16 protein-coding genes are annotated in these 17,398 nt (G+C 44.4%); 8 read left to right on the forward strand and 8 right to left on the reverse strand.

All coding sequences use genetic code 11. The features are described 5' to 3' along the window. Position 1 precedes the first annotated feature (1 nt). From GRFL_RS01055 to GRFL_RS01070, 4 genes are all read right to left on the reverse strand, one after another. Complete coding sequence (locus tag GRFL_RS01055; protein ID WP_083642699.1) at positions 2-1,852, reverse strand: CocE/NonD family hydrolase; 1,851 nt, start codon at positions 1,850-1,852, stop codon at positions 2-4. A 67-nt stretch (positions 1,853-1,919) separates the two neighbouring features. Continuing rightward, positions 1,920-3,230, reverse strand: coding sequence for a tRNA lysidine(34) synthetase TilS (tilS, locus tag GRFL_RS01060; protein WP_083642701.1), 1,311 nt, complete (start codon positions 3,228-3,230; stop codon positions 1,920-1,922). A gap of 31 nt (positions 3,231-3,261) precedes the next feature. Continuing rightward, positions 3,262-4,560, reverse strand: a complete 1,299-nt coding sequence (gene pabB / locus GRFL_RS01065) for an aminodeoxychorismate synthase component I (protein ID WP_083642703.1) — start codon at positions 4,558-4,560, stop codon at positions 3,262-3,264. After that, positions 4,561-5,094, reverse strand: a complete 534-nt coding sequence (locus tag GRFL_RS01070; protein ID WP_083642705.1) for an NADPH-dependent FMN reductase — start codon at positions 5,092-5,094, stop codon at positions 4,561-4,563. Positions 5,095-5,190: 96 nt separating this feature from the next. Between GRFL_RS01070 and GRFL_RS01075 the strand changes: the two genes are divergently transcribed. The 4 genes from GRFL_RS01075 to GRFL_RS01090 all read left to right on the forward strand — a co-directional run bounded on the left by GRFL_RS01075 (position 5,191) and on the right by GRFL_RS01090 (position 8,652). Further along, the gene (locus GRFL_RS01075; protein ID WP_086047716.1) at positions 5,191-6,069 is read left to right on the forward strand and encodes an aldose 1-epimerase family protein; all 879 of its coding nucleotides are present in this window, start codon (positions 5,191-5,193) and stop codon (positions 6,067-6,069) included. 79 nt (positions 6,070-6,148) lie between these two features. Next, positions 6,149-7,177 carry a sensor histidine kinase gene (locus tag GRFL_RS01080; RefSeq protein ID WP_139839248.1) on the forward strand — a complete coding sequence of 343 codons (1,029 nt, stop codon included), beginning with the start codon at positions 6,149-6,151 and terminating at the stop codon, positions 7,175-7,177. Next, positions 7,170-7,859: a LytR/AlgR family response regulator transcription factor gene (locus GRFL_RS01085; protein WP_083642708.1), complete on the forward strand. Its 690-nt coding sequence runs from the start codon at positions 7,170-7,172 to the stop codon at positions 7,857-7,859. Before GRFL_RS01080 ends, GRFL_RS01085 begins: the two co-directional genes overlap by 8 nt. Positions 7,860-7,944: 85 nt before the next feature. Beyond that, the gene (locus GRFL_RS01090) at positions 7,945-8,652 is read left to right on the forward strand and encodes a dioxygenase family protein (RefSeq protein WP_083642710.1); all 708 of its coding nucleotides are present in this window, start codon (positions 7,945-7,947) and stop codon (positions 8,650-8,652) included. Between the two features lie 177 nt (positions 8,653-8,829). Here the strand turns inward: GRFL_RS01090 and GRFL_RS01095 are convergent, their stop codons facing one another. After that, on the reverse strand, positions 8,830-9,258 hold the full coding sequence (locus tag GRFL_RS01095) for a MotA/TolQ/ExbB proton channel family protein (RefSeq protein ID WP_083642712.1): 429 nt from the start codon (positions 9,256-9,258) through the stop codon (positions 8,830-8,832). A 190-nt stretch (positions 9,259-9,448) separates the two neighbouring features. Here GRFL_RS01095 and GRFL_RS01100 point away from each other — a divergent pair, with 190 nt between their 5' ends. Together GRFL_RS01100 and GRFL_RS01105 are read left to right on the forward strand one after the other, a co-directional pair. Further along, a complete protein-coding gene (locus GRFL_RS01100; RefSeq protein ID WP_083642714.1) occupies positions 9,449-10,528 on the forward strand; it encodes a sensor histidine kinase in 1,080 nt (359 codons plus the stop codon). Continuing rightward, positions 10,521-11,228, forward strand: a complete 708-nt coding sequence (locus GRFL_RS01105) for a LytR/AlgR family response regulator transcription factor (RefSeq protein ID WP_083642716.1) — start codon at positions 10,521-10,523, stop codon at positions 11,226-11,228. Before GRFL_RS01100 ends, GRFL_RS01105 begins: the two co-directional genes overlap by 8 nt. Here the strand turns inward: GRFL_RS01105 and GRFL_RS01110 are convergent, their stop codons facing one another. From GRFL_RS01110 to GRFL_RS01120, 3 genes are all read right to left on the reverse strand, one after another. Beyond that, positions 11,229-12,305, reverse strand: a complete 1,077-nt coding sequence (locus GRFL_RS01110; protein WP_139839233.1) for a hypothetical protein — start codon at positions 12,303-12,305, stop codon at positions 11,229-11,231. A gap of 58 nt (positions 12,306-12,363) precedes the next feature. After that, positions 12,364-13,767: a dihydrolipoyl dehydrogenase gene (lpdA, locus tag GRFL_RS01115; protein ID WP_083642719.1), complete on the reverse strand. Its 1,404-nt coding sequence runs from the start codon at positions 13,765-13,767 to the stop codon at positions 12,364-12,366. A gap of 101 nt (positions 13,768-13,868) precedes the next feature. Beyond that, entirely contained in the window at positions 13,869-14,327 is a 459-nt protein-coding gene (locus GRFL_RS01120; protein WP_083642721.1) for an Lrp/AsnC family transcriptional regulator, read from the reverse strand. A 159-nt stretch (positions 14,328-14,486) separates the two neighbouring features. Here GRFL_RS01120 and GRFL_RS01125 point away from each other — a divergent pair, with 159 nt between their 5' ends. After that, positions 14,487-15,701 (forward strand): aminotransferase class I/II-fold pyridoxal phosphate-dependent enzyme, encoded by a 1,215-nt coding sequence (locus tag GRFL_RS01125; RefSeq protein WP_083645907.1) that lies wholly within the window; start codon positions 14,487-14,489, stop codon positions 15,699-15,701. 150 nt (positions 15,702-15,851) lie between these two features. Then, a complete protein-coding gene (gene nhaC, locus GRFL_RS01130) occupies positions 15,852-17,327 on the forward strand; it encodes a Na+/H+ antiporter NhaC (protein WP_083642723.1) in 1,476 nt (491 codons plus the stop codon). Positions 17,328-17,398 lie beyond the last annotated feature (71 nt).

Below are 17,398 nucleotides of genomic sequence, written 5' to 3' on the forward strand. Positions count from 1 at the left end.
ACTATTCTTCAAGAAGATGGAATTTAACAGAAGAATCCCCAAAAACGGTATGCGTCTGCTTCTGGAAGTCTTCTTTTTTAGCTTCAAAGATATTGTCTACATAGGTTTGCGGGTTGAGATCGATCAACGGAAACCAGGTGCTCTGAACCTGGATTTGCAATTTATGCCCTTTTTGGAAGGTGTGATTGATTCCCTGGAGGGTGATATTCACATCGGTTTTTTTATTGGGCGTAAACGGTTCCGGTTTTTCAAAACTATTACGGAAACGACCTCGCATTACTTCACTGCGCACCATCATATGGTAATTGCTCATTTTAAGCGAGGGCATGGTTTCCTCGTAGTTTTCAGCATCTGGCGGATATACATCGATGACCTTCACGACCCAGTCTGCAGCAGTTCCGGTGGTTGCCACCTTCAGGTTCGCCTGGATCTCTCCAACCAGCTTCATGTCTTCCTGCAATACATCGGTTTCAAAAACCAGCACATCTGGACGACGCGCCGCAAAACGCTGGTCACCGCTCATATATTCTCGCGGTGTAAACACCATTTTGATCTCGTTGTTATAGGAAACTGGTTTTTTAGGATCGCTCACAAAACTTACTTCCGTAGTATTGGGCGTATTGGTGAGTTTCTGATCCGGACCAAGATACCAGGTTTTGTTCTTGGTAGCTTTTGGCGGCCATTGCTGGTAATCATTCCACTCGCGGGCACCCGTATCATAAATATGTGCCTCCGGAAGGCGAATTTGATCCTTGGTCTTTTTCTTTAGAAAATGGTCAAAAAAGACGGTTTCGTAATCTCGCTGGAAATGCGTGTTGATGCTATCGCCAAAATAAACGTTTCCCACCGACTGTCTTCCCTGCTCTCTCGCCCAGTCGCCATGACTCCAGGGACCATACACGATCATATTGAAGTTATCGCCGTTCTGCTCCATACTGTCGTAAATATGGAACGGGCCGTAAAGGTCCTCGGCGTCAAAAAGTCCTCCAACGATCATCACCGCCGGTTTGATATCCTTCATATACTGGGTGATTCCGCGAGATTGCCAGAACTCGTCATAATTCGGATGAGATTTCAGCTGTTGCCAAAACTCGTTGTCTTCTTTATAATATTCGTCCAGGTTACTCAAAGGACCTTCGTCCAAAAAGAACTGGTACTGGTCCTGTGTGCCCAGATCTGGCAACTGGTACCAGGCGGTATCCACAGGTTTTGTTTTTTGGTAACCAAAAAGCGCCGTGGCTCTCCAATAGCTCAAAAGGTAGGCGCCATTATGATGAAAATCATCAAAAAAGAAATCGCTGATGCTCGCCTGCGGTGAAGCCGCTTTCAGGGCAGGGTGACCACTTAACAAGGAATATGTTGAATAGAATCCGGGATAGGAAATTCCCCAGGTCCCAACATTCCCATTATTATTTTCCACATTATTGATCAGCCATTCAATGGTATCGTAAGTATCGCTGGCTTCATCGGTCTGATCTCCTTTTTTATTCGGGATGAACGCACGCATATTGTCGTATTGGCCTTCACTCATCCAGCGGCCACGCACATCCTGGTAAACGATAATGTATCCCTCCTTCATCAGGAATTCGTTGGGACCGATCTTCTGGCGAAATTGTCCTTCTCCGTAAGGCCGCGAGCTGTAAGGTGTTCGCTGCATCAGGATTGGATATTCTTCCGAAGTGTCTTTAGGCGAATAGATCGTAGTGTGCAGTTTGATGCCATCCCGCATGGGAATGTCCACTTCCATTTTGGTGTAATGATCTTGAACTGAATACGTTGAATCCTGGGCCTGCGTTGGTGAAATGATGAATAATAAGAGCATAACCCAGAGGATACGGTAACTGAATTTCATGGAATACGGTTTTAAGCTCCTAAATATAGAAATAACCCGCTTAAACCTAAAGCATTTGCAGCAATACTTACCCGAAACTCACCTGCAGGATTTCCCGAGTTTCCGGCTCCACTTTAAAGCGATCATCGGCACGGTGGTTCACGATCCAGACAATTTCCTCACCGCTGCAGAGAATCCAGGTGTCTTCTTTCTCCGGAATTGAAAATTTCTCGTCCCTGAAATAATCTTTCAGTTTCTTTTTACCCTTCATCCCAAAAGGATGGAAATAATCGCCCTTTTTCCAGCGCCTGATGACCAGCGGAAAATTCAGCTTTTCTCTTGCGACATAGATCTTGTTCGCAGCGGTTTCTCCAATTTCAGAAACAGGCTTAACCCGGAGGATCCCCCCGGGAATCATGAGGAATTTCTCATTTTCTTCAAATACATAGTGCTTCCGGCCAGTTTTTACGCGCCGCTCGGTAAGCAGTAGGGTCTCGCGGTCCCTGATAAGGCGATGGGTGGGCGAAAACACCATTTTCCCGCTCTGGGCATCCACCAGGTTGTAAACATCATCCCATTCCGTAAAGCGGAACGATTTCAGCAGCTGGTATAAGATCTGGTTCTTGCTGGGTATTTTTTTCAGAAAATCGAGATCGATCTGGTAACCATAGAGGTCTTTCTGAACGAGCTTTGGGTACAGCAGGCTGATATAATCCTCCACCAGGTCCATATTTTCGCGCAGGTGATCCTGGGTTTTGGCAAAGCTTTGCAACAGCTGCGGGTTCAATTCCATCATCACCGGAACCAGTTGGTGCCTGATCTTGTTCCGCATGTATTTATCTGAAGCATTGCTGCTGTCTTCTCGCCATTCCAGCTTATTTTCCGCAGCATAGGCCTCGATTTCCTTTCTACTGAAACTGAGCAGCGGCCTGATGACCTTATGATTTTTCTCACTGATGCCGCTCAGACCTTCCGGGCCGGTGCCGCGAATGAGATTGATCAGGAAAGTTTCCAGGTTGTCATTGGCATGATGAGCGGTAAGAATATATTCATGGCGGTTGGTCTTCCGCAGTTCTTCAAACCACTCGTAGCGAAGGTCACGCGCTGCCATTTGAGTGGAAATTCCTTTTTCCGAAGCATATTTTTCCGTTTGAAAGGCCTGCGTAAAAAATGGCACTTCCAGCTGCTCTGCAAAGTTCCGAACAAAAGACTCGTCCCCATCGCTTTCTTCCCCGCGCAACATGAAATTACAGTGGGCGATCGAAAAATCGAGATGGGCATGCGCGCAGAGACAGGCCAGCACCATACTGTCCACGCCGCCGCTTACCGCCAGCAACAGCCTGGTGTTACAAAGGTACGGGAAACGGGTTTTTATCAGGTTCTTAAATTCCTTTTCCATGGAAATTCAAAATTACAAAGCAGGCGCAAATCTATTCTACCTTACCGGAAAGCACCTGCAACATTGCGCGTGCTTTGATCATACATTCTTCATATTCTTTCTCCGGAATGGAACTGGCCGTGATAGCGCCACCTACTGAAAAGGAAAGATACTGGTTTTTCACGTTATAAAGAATACTGCGAATCACAACATTGAAATCAAAATCCCCATCAGGGCTAAAATAACCCACGGCACCGCTGTAGAGCCCCCTTCGGGTTTCTTCCAGCTCTTCGATGATCTTCATGGCAGAAATCTTGGGAGCGCCGGTCATGCTGCCCATGGGAAAGCTGGTCCTCAAGGCTTCCACCGGTGGGATTCCTTCCGCAATGCGGGCACGAACCGATGATATGAGCTGGTGAACCTGCGTGAAGGTATAGACCTTGCAAAGCTCATCAACCCGCACGCTGCCTTTTTCAGCGATACGGGACAGGTCATTTCTTACCAAATCCACGATCATCACATTTTCTGAATGTTCCTTCGGGTCGTTCTCGAGCGCTTCAATAATTTGCTGATCTTCTTCCCGGTCTTCTGCCCGCCTTGCCGTTCCTTTGATTGGCTGTGACAATAATTCACTGCCTTTTTTCTTTAAATATCGTTCCGGTGATGCCGAAATAAGGTTGTAGTCTTCCAGTTGCAAAAAAGCCGCAAACGGCGGATTCGAAATCTCGTTCAGCGACTGATAGACCTGGAAAGGTGAGACTTCCACATTGGCTGCATAAAATTCCTGGCAAAAATTGGCTTCGTAGATATCGCCTCGATGAATGTAGCGCAGCAGCTGTTCCAGTTTTTCAAAATAGTCGGTTTTGGAGATCCTGGGTTGCATCGATAACTGCGGAAGGCTGGCCACTTCCTCCACTTCTGTTTGCCGAATAGCTTCAAAATCCCCATCGATCTCATCATCCACCATTCTCAGGTACACAAATTCAGCCGTATGCTCTTTCAGAAAAATCAGTTTTTGCGGCTGAAAAAAATACAGATCGGGAAATTGAAGTCCGTCAAAATTTGCTGATTTCAGGTCTTCTACGTCATTTTTCAGGTCGTAGGAAAGGTAGCCGAAAATCCAGTCGGCCGTAGTTTCCTGGTATTCTTTCAGTTTATCAAAAGCTCCAAAATGGTCGGTTTTGATGGCCGTAAAAGCTTCCACAGCCAAAACCGCTTCATATTCACCGGTATTGGATTCGTAATTATTGCTGTCCAGCCACGCGATCTCCCGGAACTGCCTGCTCCAGGAAAGCAGTTTTTTTTTGAAGATATCGGGTTCCGCGAGCTTAAAACTTTTCGAAGTACGCACCTATTCTGAAATTTGATGCGCAAAGGTAGTAACCACATCCTGTATTCCCATATCCAGCACTTCATTAATTACCTTTCCGTCGTGAAAATTGTCTTTAAACGAAGGAAAACTGAAGCTTTCCAGCACTTCTCCTCCAAAACGGCCAAAAATGCGCTCGGTGTATTCTAGGGATGATTTCGCACCGCGCGCTCCCGGGGATGTACTGATCAGCAAAATTTTTTTATCCTGCAGAAAATCCCGGCGATTTCGTGAAAGCCAGTCTATGGTATTTTTAAAAAATGCGGAGGGGCCGCCATTGTGCTCATTGACCGCCACCACCAGCGCAACTGCACGATCGATCTGTTCCTGCAGTTTCAAAACGTTTTCAGGAATTCCCCGTTTTTCCAGATCCACACTGAAGATGGGCAGGGAAAAATCGGTTAGCCGAATCTGTTCTATATCCAGGTTGTCCATTCTCTTCAGGACATTTTCCAGCAACTGCCTGTTAATGGAAGCGCTGCTATTGGAACCGGCAAAAGCCAGGATCTTTTTCATCTCAATTTTTGTTTAAAAATATCGAAAATTTTAAATCTTTCTGAAAAGTGCCATTTTCAGGCGGTTTTGATCGTATTTTAGAAAAAAAATGAACTTGTGAATATCTACCAGCTTGAGAATGAATTTCTGAAAATTGCCGTGAAGGAAACCGGTGCAGAACTCTGCAGCGTATATAATAGGGAGCATCACCTGGAGCATATCTGGCAGGCCGACCCGCAGATCTGGGGAAGTCACGCACCAAACCTGTTCCCCAATATCGGGATGATGAAAAATGGCAAATATCATTTCCAGGGAAAGACCTACGAGATGCCCAAGCACGGTTTCATCAGGCACAATGAAAACATCCGGCTGAAAGAACGTTCAGAACACCAGCTGGTGTTCGAATTGCTTTATTCCGAAGAAACGCTGGCGGTCTACCCGTTTAAATTCAGTTATCGCATTGCCTATACGCTTCGCGGAAAGAGCCTGGAAGTGAGTCAGCAGGTGATCAACCTGGACACGCAGGAACTGTATTTTTGCCTGGGTGGTCACCCGGCTTTCAATATCTGCCTATTCGAAGGAGAAATGCTGGAGGACTATCGCCTGGAATTTGACCGAAAAATGATGCTGCAGTCGCATATTCTGAGTCCCAACGGATTGGTTTCCGAAGAAACAAAACCCATTCTGAAAAACGAAAAGCAGATCGCTCTGACCAGGGATATTTTTGCTGAAGATGCGCTGATCTTTCGGGAGATCCCTTCTAAAAAAGTAGCAATTTTCAGCAATCAGCATGGGAAAATTCTGGAAATGACCTATCGCGATTTCAAAAATTTGGGAATTTGGGCCAAACCCGGCGCGCCCTATGTTTGCCTGGAACCCTGGTTGGGAGTGGCCGATTTTGAAAACACCAGTCAGCAATTGACCGAGAAAGCAGATATCGAAAAACTGGAAGCAGGCCTGGAAGCCGATTTTTCCTACCAGGTAAACTTCTTTTAACCGCTAAAATGAGCCGGTTTACCGCAAAGATTTGCCAGGAATATGGAGATCATCTTAGCTTCGCTAAAAATCTAAAGACTTGAAAGCAAACCGGAATACCTTCATTTTCGTCCTCACAGGCCTCACGCTTTTATGCATTCCCATCGTCACCTCTCCAGATTTCAGTAAAGGTATTCACATGTTCGATGTGCCGCCTTTCCAGCGAAGTTTTTTAGGCTACGTACTACTACTACTCTATTTTTTCCTGAATTATTTCCTCTTCATCCCGAAATTTTACAGCCAGAAAAAATACGTGATTTTTGGCCTTGTGACGCTTGCCTGTTTCCTGCTGGTGACCTTTTTACCCGACGTACTGATATCGGTTCAGGCACCGCAACCGCCCCAGGTTTTCCGCGAACCCGGAATGAATATGCGGGAACCGGGCTTTCATCCCGGCCCTCAGCCTGGCCTCATCTTTCAGTTTGGGTTAGTCTTTATCCTCTCGCTCCTGCTGCGCATTCAGCACCAGATTTCAGAATTGAAAAATGAAAAGATCAGTGCCGAACTTTCGTACCTTAAAGCCAAGATCAATCCGCATTTTTTGTTCAATACACTGAACAGCCTGTACGCACTCGCGCTCACCCAGAACAAGCAAACGCCCATGGCCATCCTGAAACTTTCCAGTTTGATGCGCTATGTGGTTTCGGAAAGCGAGTCGAAAAAAGTATCGCTGAAAAAGGAACTGACCTATATTGAAGATTATATCGAATTACAGAAACTGCGTTTTTCTGAAAATGTGGAGTTTCATTACGAGGTTTCCGGGGAACCGAATGGCTACGAGATCGCCCCGCTCATCCTGATCAATTATATTGAAAATGCTTTTAAATTTGGCCTGCACACCGATAAGCGCAGCATCATCGAGATCCTGATCCATGTGGAAAATTCCCGCCTTCAGTTGAAAACGCGCAACCGCATAGTCTATAAAAATGGAGATGTTCCCGGCACGGAAGAAGGACTTCAGAATTCCAAAAACCGACTGAATTTGATATATTCCGGGAATTATTCTCTTGAAAGTGGAGAAAAAGACGGTTTTTACCTTGTGAACCTCAATATCAAACTGGATGATTAGCGCTGTTGCCATAGATGATGAACCTTTAAGCCTGGCCGTGATCGAGCAGTTCTGTGCCAAATTGGACGGACTCGATCTTCGGAAGACCTTTACGGAACAAAAAAAAGCAATTCGCTATATCAACAAATTTGAAGTAGACCTGCTGTTCCTGGACATCAGGATGCCGCAGCAGACCGGGATCGATCTCTACAAGAACCTGGACCGGGAGATCAAGGTCATTTTCATCACGGCTTATGAAGAGTATGCCATTGAAGGTTTTAATCTCAATGCGACCGATTATTTACTGAAGCCTTTTTCATTCGAACGATTTAAGGAAAGCGTAGAACGTGCCTCCCGGGAGATCCAGCTCGAACAACAATCAGTAAACGACAAGCCGTTTCTCGACATCCGGGCTGATTATCAGCTACACCGAATTCCCTACGGAAACATTACCCACATTGAAGCCCTGGACGATTACATCCAGATCCATCAGGATCATGGAAAAAGACTGGTAGCACGGGCCACCATGAAAGGGATTCTGAAAAAACTTCCGGAGAATACCTTTATCCGAATCCATCGTTCTTATATCGTGAATATTGACCGGGTGACCAACATTGGCAGCGACGAGCTGTGTATTGGTGACCTGCATTTCCCGATTAGCTCCGGCTACAAATCGAACATCGAAGACCAGCTGAATTCCTGATCACCGCAAAAACCAACGCATTTACCTCAACTTTTTCAGCAACAGGCATTTGATAGGTATTTTTACTTCAGAAAATATCAGTGTCATGAAAAGAAAAGATTTTTTAAGAAGAGGAATGATCGGTGCCGGAACTATTTTGGCCATTCCATCAGTACTTACCAACTGCTCCAAAGACGACAGTGCGATTACCGATGCGGTTGATGAAACCGGAGAAGTAGATTACGAAAGCGGAACCAGCGGCGACTGCGTGGTATCGCCTCAGGAAACTGCGGGACCATACCCTATCAAAACCCCTGCACAACTGGTTCGAGAAAATATCATTGCCGACCGACCCGGTGTTCCGCTGCTCATCAACATCATCGTACAGGACCAGAGCAACTCCTGTGAACCTGTAGCCGATGTGCTGGTGGACGTTTGGCACTGTGATGCAGACGGAAACTACTCGGAATACGGAAGTTATACCAGCGAACATTTTTTAAGAGGAAGACAAACCACAGATACCAACGGAAATGCCTCATTTCTCAGTATTTACCCCGGCTGGTACCGTGGCCGTGCCCCGCATATTCATCTCGAAGTGCTGGACTCAAATGAAAATTCCCTGAAAATTACCCAGATCGCTTTCCCGGAAGACGTTTCAGATGAAGTATACTCCACCAGTGAATACAATGGCACTGCCGATACTTCGAACAACCAGGATGGCATTTTTCAGGATAGCCTGCAATACAACATGCTGGATTCTATCACCGGAAATACTACGGATGGTTTTACACTGACCAAAACGATTATCATCTAAGGTCAGGTTGGTTTTAAAATTTGGTTGATTTAGCCGTCATCATTTCAAAAACGCAAAATCACTCGGTCTGCCAGGCTTCGCCTGCGTTTGCAGCCGGCTTCCCTAAGGCCGGTTTGCAAAAAAGGCATCAGAAATATTCCTGATGCCTTTGATTTTATGGAAGTTTGGTTGTTGTGGCTAGGCGGCAGTGACCGGATCTTCCTTCCGGAGCCAGTTCAGAATAAAGGTGGCCATTCGCCCGATGATGAAAGTCAAACCTCCAAAAATTGGTGGCAGCAGCGTAACTTTTAAACCTCCTGCCAGCAATGCCGGCTGGATATTCCCCAGTGATTCAAAAGCATCAAATACCTGGATCAGCCCGATCAACTGAAAAAAAAGTCCGATGATCACGGCCAGTAAGGCCACCTGATTTACCAGAGAAACCGATTTCCTGAAACTTTGAGGTAAAGCCCTTAATTTCAATGCTGATCTTATGATGAAAAAGATCATCAGGAAAAACAGTAAAAGAATCAGCGTCATGGGAAACGGTCCGCCTTCATATATTCTGGCCAGTAACTGCTGGAAAAAACCCTGATCCTGAAATAGGTAAAAAATTACGGTTATCATAACTGCGTTTTAGTGATTAATACTTCAAAATTAAGTTTTAAAAGCAGCCCTTGCAGAAAATTGCGACGAAGCGCGAGTTTTGCGCGCCATTCTACCGTTTGCAATAGAATCTGATTTTCCACCCCGCCAAACTGGTAATCTGTCGCAAAAATTTTCCGTAGTCGATTATAAATTGCATTTTTATTGCTTAATGGAATCTGGAAAATCTTTTTTAGCCCTGCTCAAGCGACTGGGCATTCATCTGTTTCTTTGGGTGCTGGTATTGCTCTTTTTCAGTTTTTTCCTGGGTCTCGAAGCCGGAAGTTTTTCCGAAAAAATAGGGTTTTCGGCATTTTTATTACCGGTAACCATACTGACCACATACGTGGTTATTTACCACCTCATCCCTCGCTATCTGCTACCCAAAAAATATTTACGTTTTGCGCTGTATTCGTTCTATACGCTGGTAGTTTCGGCCGTTTTCATCATCATCTCCGCATTTTACGCTTTTGTGATCGCCCTAAAGCTGGAATGGAACGAGAGTCTGCCTATTTCCAAGAGTATTTTTTACATTATGATCACGATCTACCTGGTCGTGGTAATCGCTTCCGCCTTTAGTCTTCTGAAAAACAATTATACTTCCGCAGCCAAAAATGAAGAGCTGAAAAACCGGATTCTGGAGGCGCAGCTTAAATTGAAGGAACAGGAACTACATTACCTGAAAATGCAAATTCACCCGCATTTCTTATTCAATACGCTGAATACGATCTACGGGCTCAGCCTCAGCAATAACGCCAAAACTCCGGAAATGATCCTGCAGCTCTCTGAGCTCCTGGATTATATTCTCTATCAAACCCGAAAACCGGTGGTTAAACTGAAGGATGAAGTGAACCACATTCGAAATTACATCGATCTGGAACAAAAACGTTTCCAGGATGCTCTGAGCATCAACCTGGACATAGACCCGATCCCGGAGCATCTGGAGATCTCGCCCATGCTATTGTTGCCGCTCGTGGAAAACAGCTTCAAACACGGCAAGGACGCGCAGGGTAGCCTCCGGATAAAACTCCACCTGAAAATTACGGGTTCCAACCTGAATTTTGAGATCATCAATTCTAAAGCTGAAAAAAATCCGGTTTCCGAAAGCCAGGGAATTGGACTGAAGAACATCAGGCGCCGGCTGGAAATTTTATATCCTCATCATTTTGAGTTGAAAATCCATAATTTAACTGAAGAATTTCGTGCATTTTTATACGTGAACCTTCACCAAAATCCGCAAAAAATTGAATAAGATTCGCTGCATAATCGTTGATGATGAGCCCGTAGCGCTGGATATCATGGAAAACCATCTTTCCCGTATCGATGCGATCGAGATCGTGAAACGCTGCAGAAATGCCACGGAAGCCTTTAATGCCATCAATACTGAAAAGATCGACCTGATCTTCCTGGATATCAATATGCCCGGAATTTCAGGGATTTCTTTTGCGAAATCGATCAACAAAAAGATCAGGATCATTTTCACCACGGCTTACCGCGAATACGCCATCGACGGTTTTGATCTGCACGCGGTAGATTACCTGTTAAAACCGGTTTCTTTTGAAAGACTGCTGGATGCCGTGAGCAATTTTCAGCAGCATCACCTGAAAGAAACCGGAGTTTCGGCAGCCACACAGAAAGCGGGATTCATTTTCGTGAAAATAGACCGGAAAATGCACAAAATAGACTTTGATAAAATTTTCTGGATAGAAAGCCTGAGCGATTACCTGAAAATTGAGACTTCAGAAGGGACAAAGGTGACCCGGGAGACCATGAGCACCCTGGAAAGCAAGCTGCCTTCCGAAGATTTCATCAGGATTCACCGGTCCTTTATCGTAGCTTTAAATAAAATCGAATCCTACTCCAATGAAGAAGTGATCGTTCAGAGCAAGTCAATTCCAATCAGCAGAACATACAAAGAAGTGGTTTTGGGAAAGCTGGAGAAATTTCAGTGATTAACTAACCCATAATGCTTTCGAAATTAGGACCTCATAAATGCCATTTATTTTCTTCATTAAAATTAACCCACCACCACCATTCAATCTCCCATCAACTTTCGAATAATAGAATATCGCATATTTATTATTATTGACTCCTGAAACAAAAACATATGGCTTACTTACATTATACAAACCGTAAGCATCTTCTGGTTTTAAAATTTCTTTTTCTGAGTAGCATTTTATTTGTTCAAGTAGAAAATCTTCATCTATCAATCCCTCGATCTCGCCATTTAAATAATTAACAATATTCTGAATATTATCATCGCTTAAATGTTTCCGTATTTCGATTTGTTCTTCAAACGGATAACTAAATCGGTTCCACTTTTCCGGATCAAGCAAATAATCAAAATCACGAGACATAGATCCGTTTTGAGAAAATTTCTTTCTAACACCAGCCCCCTTTCCGAATAAAAAGCAATTAATTACCTGGTATTCTTCTGGAAAGTTTTTAATTGATGATTTGAATTTTTCGAAATCGAACTTTGGAATTCTTACTGTGCCTACCCAAAACCAATCATCAAAAATATTCTTTTCAATACGCAATCGCCCATATGGGCGATTTTTTGTTTCCTCATAAATAAATGCATATTGCACTGAATCTTTAGATTTCTGGATTATGGGAAAAGAGCTCATGAAAAAAGTGGAGTCAATAATTCTATAATCGGCTTTCAGCTTGCTCTTATCAATTTTGACACTTTTGAGACTACTTAGTTTAGAGTCTAAATCATATAATTGCTGTGCGCTAAAAGCAGAATCAATATTATCCTGTAATTCAACAAATTTACTATCTACAAGAGTTTTATGCGGTTCAAAATATTTTATAATGGAATCTGTATTGAAAAAATCTCTTACAATATTCTTTTCATTGGGATTTATGGTAACGCCATTTAATACATCAAGAGGAGAGTTTTTAACTGATTTAGAGTTGTAGTAATTATATCCATTCGAAATATCCCGGTCTTTCAATTGGGCATGGCAACTAAAAGTCGCATTTAAGAAAACTAAAAATGAGGTAAGAATTATAAATCTCATATTTCTAAAAATAAAAAAAGCCCCGTATTAACGAGGCTTTTTTTATTCTATTTTCAATTTACACGTGAATCGCTCTGTTTTCGGTGGCAGCCAGAGCTGCTTCCTTCACTGCCTCGGCAAATGTTGGGTGAGCATGGCTCATTCTGGCGATATCCTCTGCAGAAGCCCGGTATTCCATCGCGGTTACCGCTTCTGCGATCAAATCGGCTGTACGGGCACCGATCATATGGATTCCCAGAACCTCGTCGGTCTTTTCATCAGCAAGGATTTTCACAAATCCGTCTAAGTCTCCGCTAGCTCTGGAACGTCCCAATGCTCGCATCGGGAATTTTCCTTCTTTATATTTCACTCCTTCTTCCTTCAATTGCTCTTCGGTCTTACCAACTGCGGCAACTTCCGGCCATGTATAGACTACTCCTGGAATCAAATTATAGTTCACGTGAGGTTTTTGCCCGGCAATCGTTTCCGCAACGAAAACACCTTCTTCCTCAGCTTTATGTGCAAGCATGGCGCCACGAACCACATCCCCGATCGCGTAAATATTCTCCACGTTGGTTTGCAAATGATCGTTCACCTGTACGCGGCCTTTTTCATCCATCTGGATTCCGGCAGCATCAGCATTCAGTCCATCAGTATATGGGCGGCGCCCTACTGAAACCAGGCAGTAATCACCTTTTAACTCTACCTCTTTATCTTTTTTATCATCAGCTTTCACCGTTATCTCATCACCATTTCTTTCAACCGATTTCACCTTGGTGCTGGTAAGGAATTTCACGCCCTGCTTCTTCAAAACCTTCTGAAGTTCTTTCGCTAAAGCGCTATCCATTGTAGGAATGATGCGATCCATGAATTCTACCACGGTCACTTCAGCACCCAAACGGCGATAAACCTGTCCTAATTCCAGCCCTATCACTCCGCCGCCGATCACGATCATGTGTTTAGGGGTTTCCTTCAGCTTTAAGGCTTCCGTAGAAGTGATCACGCGCTCTTTATCCAATTCGATGAACGGAAGGTTCGCCGGCTTGGAACCGGTGGCGATAATGGTCTTTTTCGCCTCAATCGTCTGGGTTTCCCCGTCTTTATCGATATTGATATGCGTTTTGTCTTTGAAAGAGCCCAGACCTTCGTACACATCGATCTTATTCTTATCCATCAGGAATTTTACTCCATCACAGGTCTGGCTAACCACCGCTGCTTTGCGCTCCATCATTTTATCTAGATTGATCTTGATTTCACCGGGAATGTCAATTCCGTGATCTTCAAAATGCGCTACCGCATCATGATAATGGTGAGAAGAATCTAAAAGAGCTTTACTTGGAATACAACCAACATTCAGGCAGGTCCCTCCAAGGGTTGAATATTTTTCTATGATAGCAGTTTTCAATCCCAGTTGTGCACAGCGAATCGCCGCAACATATCCACCTGGTCCCGAACCGATCACTGCTACATCATATGTACTCATAATTGTATTTTTTATGGATTTTTGAACAAATTGACCACAAAAGTACGACTATTCTCTGCAATGACCAATGCAGGCCTGCCGACAATTTAAAATTTTAAGAATTACAGGTTTACAGCTGTTGTTTGCTTGACTTTCCCGATGGTAAAACTGCTTTTCGTGCTGCCAATGTGCTTCAAGGTGGTTAGTTTGGTGACCATAAATTCTCGATAGGCTTCCATGTCTTTTACCAGAACCTTCAGGATATAATCGTAGTCGCCGCTCACGTGAAAAACTTCGGTCACTTCAGGCAGGCCGGTGACTTCTTTTTCAAAACGGGTAAGATATTCGCGGGTATGCTGCAGCAGCTTGATCTGGCAAAGCACCATAAAATTCCTTTCGATCTTTTCCGGGTTGAGAATCGCAACGTATTTGGAGATCACGCCTTCCCTTTCCATTTTCCGGATGCGCTCATAAACAGCGGTTACGGAAAGGCCCACTTCGTTGGAAATTTCCTTATTCGTTTTTTTGGAATCCTGCTGAAGATGTTTCAGAATATGGCGGTCAAAATCATCTAGTTTCATATCGGAAATAGTTTCAGGCAAATTTAGGAAATCCTGGTCGGTTACAGATTTTATTTCTTAAATAAACTAAATAAAGGATTTATTTTCCGAATAAACCGACATTCATTGATTTTAAAATATCCTATCCCGAAATTTGATGAAAATGATAATTTTCTCAAAATGAAATATAAACCGGCAGACCGCATTCAGGATCTTCAGTATTTCGGAGAGTTCGGCGGCGTTAACCCATCGATCTCAGATTCTTCTACCTATACCTTTCTTTCAGCCAAAACCATGTTTGATACGTTTGAAGGAAATGCGGAAGGTTGTTACCTCTATTCCCGGCATTCATCCCCTTCGAATTTATACCTGGGCGAAGCTTTGGCGGCGATGGAAGGAACTGAAACCGCCAATGTAGCCGCTTCCGGTATGGGCGCGATTACTTCGGTTATTTTGCAAACCTGTAAGAGTGGGGATCATATTGTTTGCAGCCGTACGATTTATGGCGGGACCTATGCTTTTCTGAAAAATTTCGCTCCGCAACTGGGGATTGAAACCACTTTTGTGGATATAACTAAAATTGAAGCGGTAGAGAAAGCCATACAGCAAAACACTAAAATGATCTATTGCGAGAGTGTAAGCAATCCCTTACTGGAGGTGGCTGATATCCCTACGCTTTCGAGAATTTCCACCGTTCATGAGCTACAGCTGGTGGTAGACAATACGTTTTCACCGTTGTCGATTAATCCGCAAAAACTGGGAGCCGATGTGGTCATTCACAGTTTAACAAAATTCATCAACGGCAGCAGCGATACGGTTGGTGGCGTGGTTTGCGGAACCAAGGATTTCATCAACGCGCTTCGGAATGTGAATGATGGAGCGGCTATGCTTCTGGGACCAACAATGGACAGTTTGCGTGCGGCTTCCATTCTGAAAAACCTGAGAACTTTGCATATCCGGATGAAGCAGCACAGCAAAAACGCCGCTTTCCTGGCTGAAAAATTTCAGCAGGATGGTTTTAGAACCGTTTATCCAGGACTGGAATCTCATCCTGGCCACGAGCTCTTCCGCACCATGATGAACGAAGATTATGGTTTTGGCGGAATGCTTACCATAGATGTAGGTTCCTTAGACAAAGCCAATGATCTGATGGAACTGATGCAGGAACGCAACTTGGGATACCTGGCGGTAAGTCTTGGTTTCTACAAGACGCTTTTTAGTGCTCCCGGTACGTCCACTTCTTCGGAAATCCCATTGGAAGAACAGCAGGAAATGGGTCTAAGTGACGGACTCATTCGGTTTTCCATAGGCCTGGATAATGACATTGAACGAACCTACCAAATGATGAAAGACTGCATGGTCGAGGTTGGTGTGCTCAAGAGCGAACTGGCGTAAAATCTTGCAGGATTAACCTGAAAGTCGTAAAATTACGATCAGAAAAAAATGATCAGAATTAACGACACATTTTAAATAGGGCCTCACAGTGGTTTCTTTCGGGAAGCTTTGTGAGGCTTTGTTTTTCATATGGTCCTGAAATAGAAATACATGGAAAACTCTACTGCGAATCCTGAAAACGAACCGATAATCCAGAACAGAGAGCTCAATATCTGGGAAGCCCTTATTCCCGTTTTCGCGCTTATTGGAATGTTGGCTTTTAACGTCTACGTTTTTGGCGATGACGCGCTGAGTGGTTCCAATCAGTTTATTCTGCTTATGGGCGGAGCGGTGGCCGCGATCGTTGGCTATTTCAATAAGATCAAATTTGACGATATGATCAACGAAGTAGCGAATAACATTCACAGTACCGCCGGCGCCATTTTGATCTTACTCATGGTAGGTGCACTTGCCGGCACCTGGCTTATCAGCGGGATCATCCCCACCATGATTTATTATGGTCTACAAATTCTGAACCCTACCATATTCCTGGCGGCAACGGTCGTGATCTGTTCCATCATTTCAGTGGCTACAGGAAGCAGCTGGACCACTTCAGCAACCGTGGGAATTGCGTTGATAGGGATTGCCAACGCACTGGATATATCCTTGGGAATGACAGCAGGAGCCATACTTTCCGGAGCTTATTTTGGAGATAAGATGTCACCACTGAGCGATACTACCAATCTGGCTCCCGCCATGGCCGGGACCGATCTTTTTACTCATATCAAATACATGGCGATCACCACCGTACCAACCATTACGATCACCATACTCGCTTTTGTGATCATTGGTCTGAATATCGATACGGAGGGAACGACCGATACTTCTTCCATTCTGAACGCGATAGACGCTTCATTCAACATCAGCCCCTGGCTGTTCATCGTACCGGTCATCGTGATTTTCCTGATCGTCAAAAAAACTTCGCCTTTGGTAGCACTCCTGGTTGGAACCTTGCTCGGTGCTATTGCTGCGCTGATCCTGCAACCCGAAATTGTGCAAAGCATCAGCGGTTCCGAAGAGCTGAATTTCATCAGTGGTTATAAGGGAATTATGAACGCAATCACGGTAGACACCGCGATCGAAACCGATTCTGAAGCCTTAAACGATCTTTTTGCTTCCAGCGGAATGGCCGGGATGCTTGGAACCATCTGGTTGATTCTTTGCGCCATGGTTTTCGGCGGCATTATGGAAGCCATCGGAGCGCTGTCAAGGATCAGCACCGCATTGCTGAACCTTTTCCATACCACATTTGGCCTTTTTGCCAGTACGGTTTTCAGCTGCCTGGCGCTGAACGTGACGGCTTCAGATCAATACCTGGCCATCGTGGTTCCGGGTAAAATGTTCGCCAAAGCTTATAAAGACAAAGGTCTTGCGCCAGAAAATCTGAGCCGTTCACTGGAAGACTCCGGTACGGTCACCTCCGTCTTGATACCATGGAATACCTGCGGCGCTTATCATAGCGGTGTGCTGGGTGTCCCAACGCTTTCGTATGCGGGCTATGCTTTCTTCAATTATCTGAGTCCGTTTATGACCTTATTATTTGCGGCGCTGAATATTAAAATCAGGACGCTGGTTAGCAAAAACTAGGATTTTCGCTGTATTCTTTCTGATTTCAATTTCTCTAACTGCTTCAGAATAAGGAGAAATTATGATCGATT

Source organism: Christiangramia flava JLT2011, assembly GCF_001951155.1.
Lineage (GTDB): Bacteria > Bacteroidota > Bacteroidia > Flavobacteriales > Flavobacteriaceae > Christiangramia > Christiangramia flava.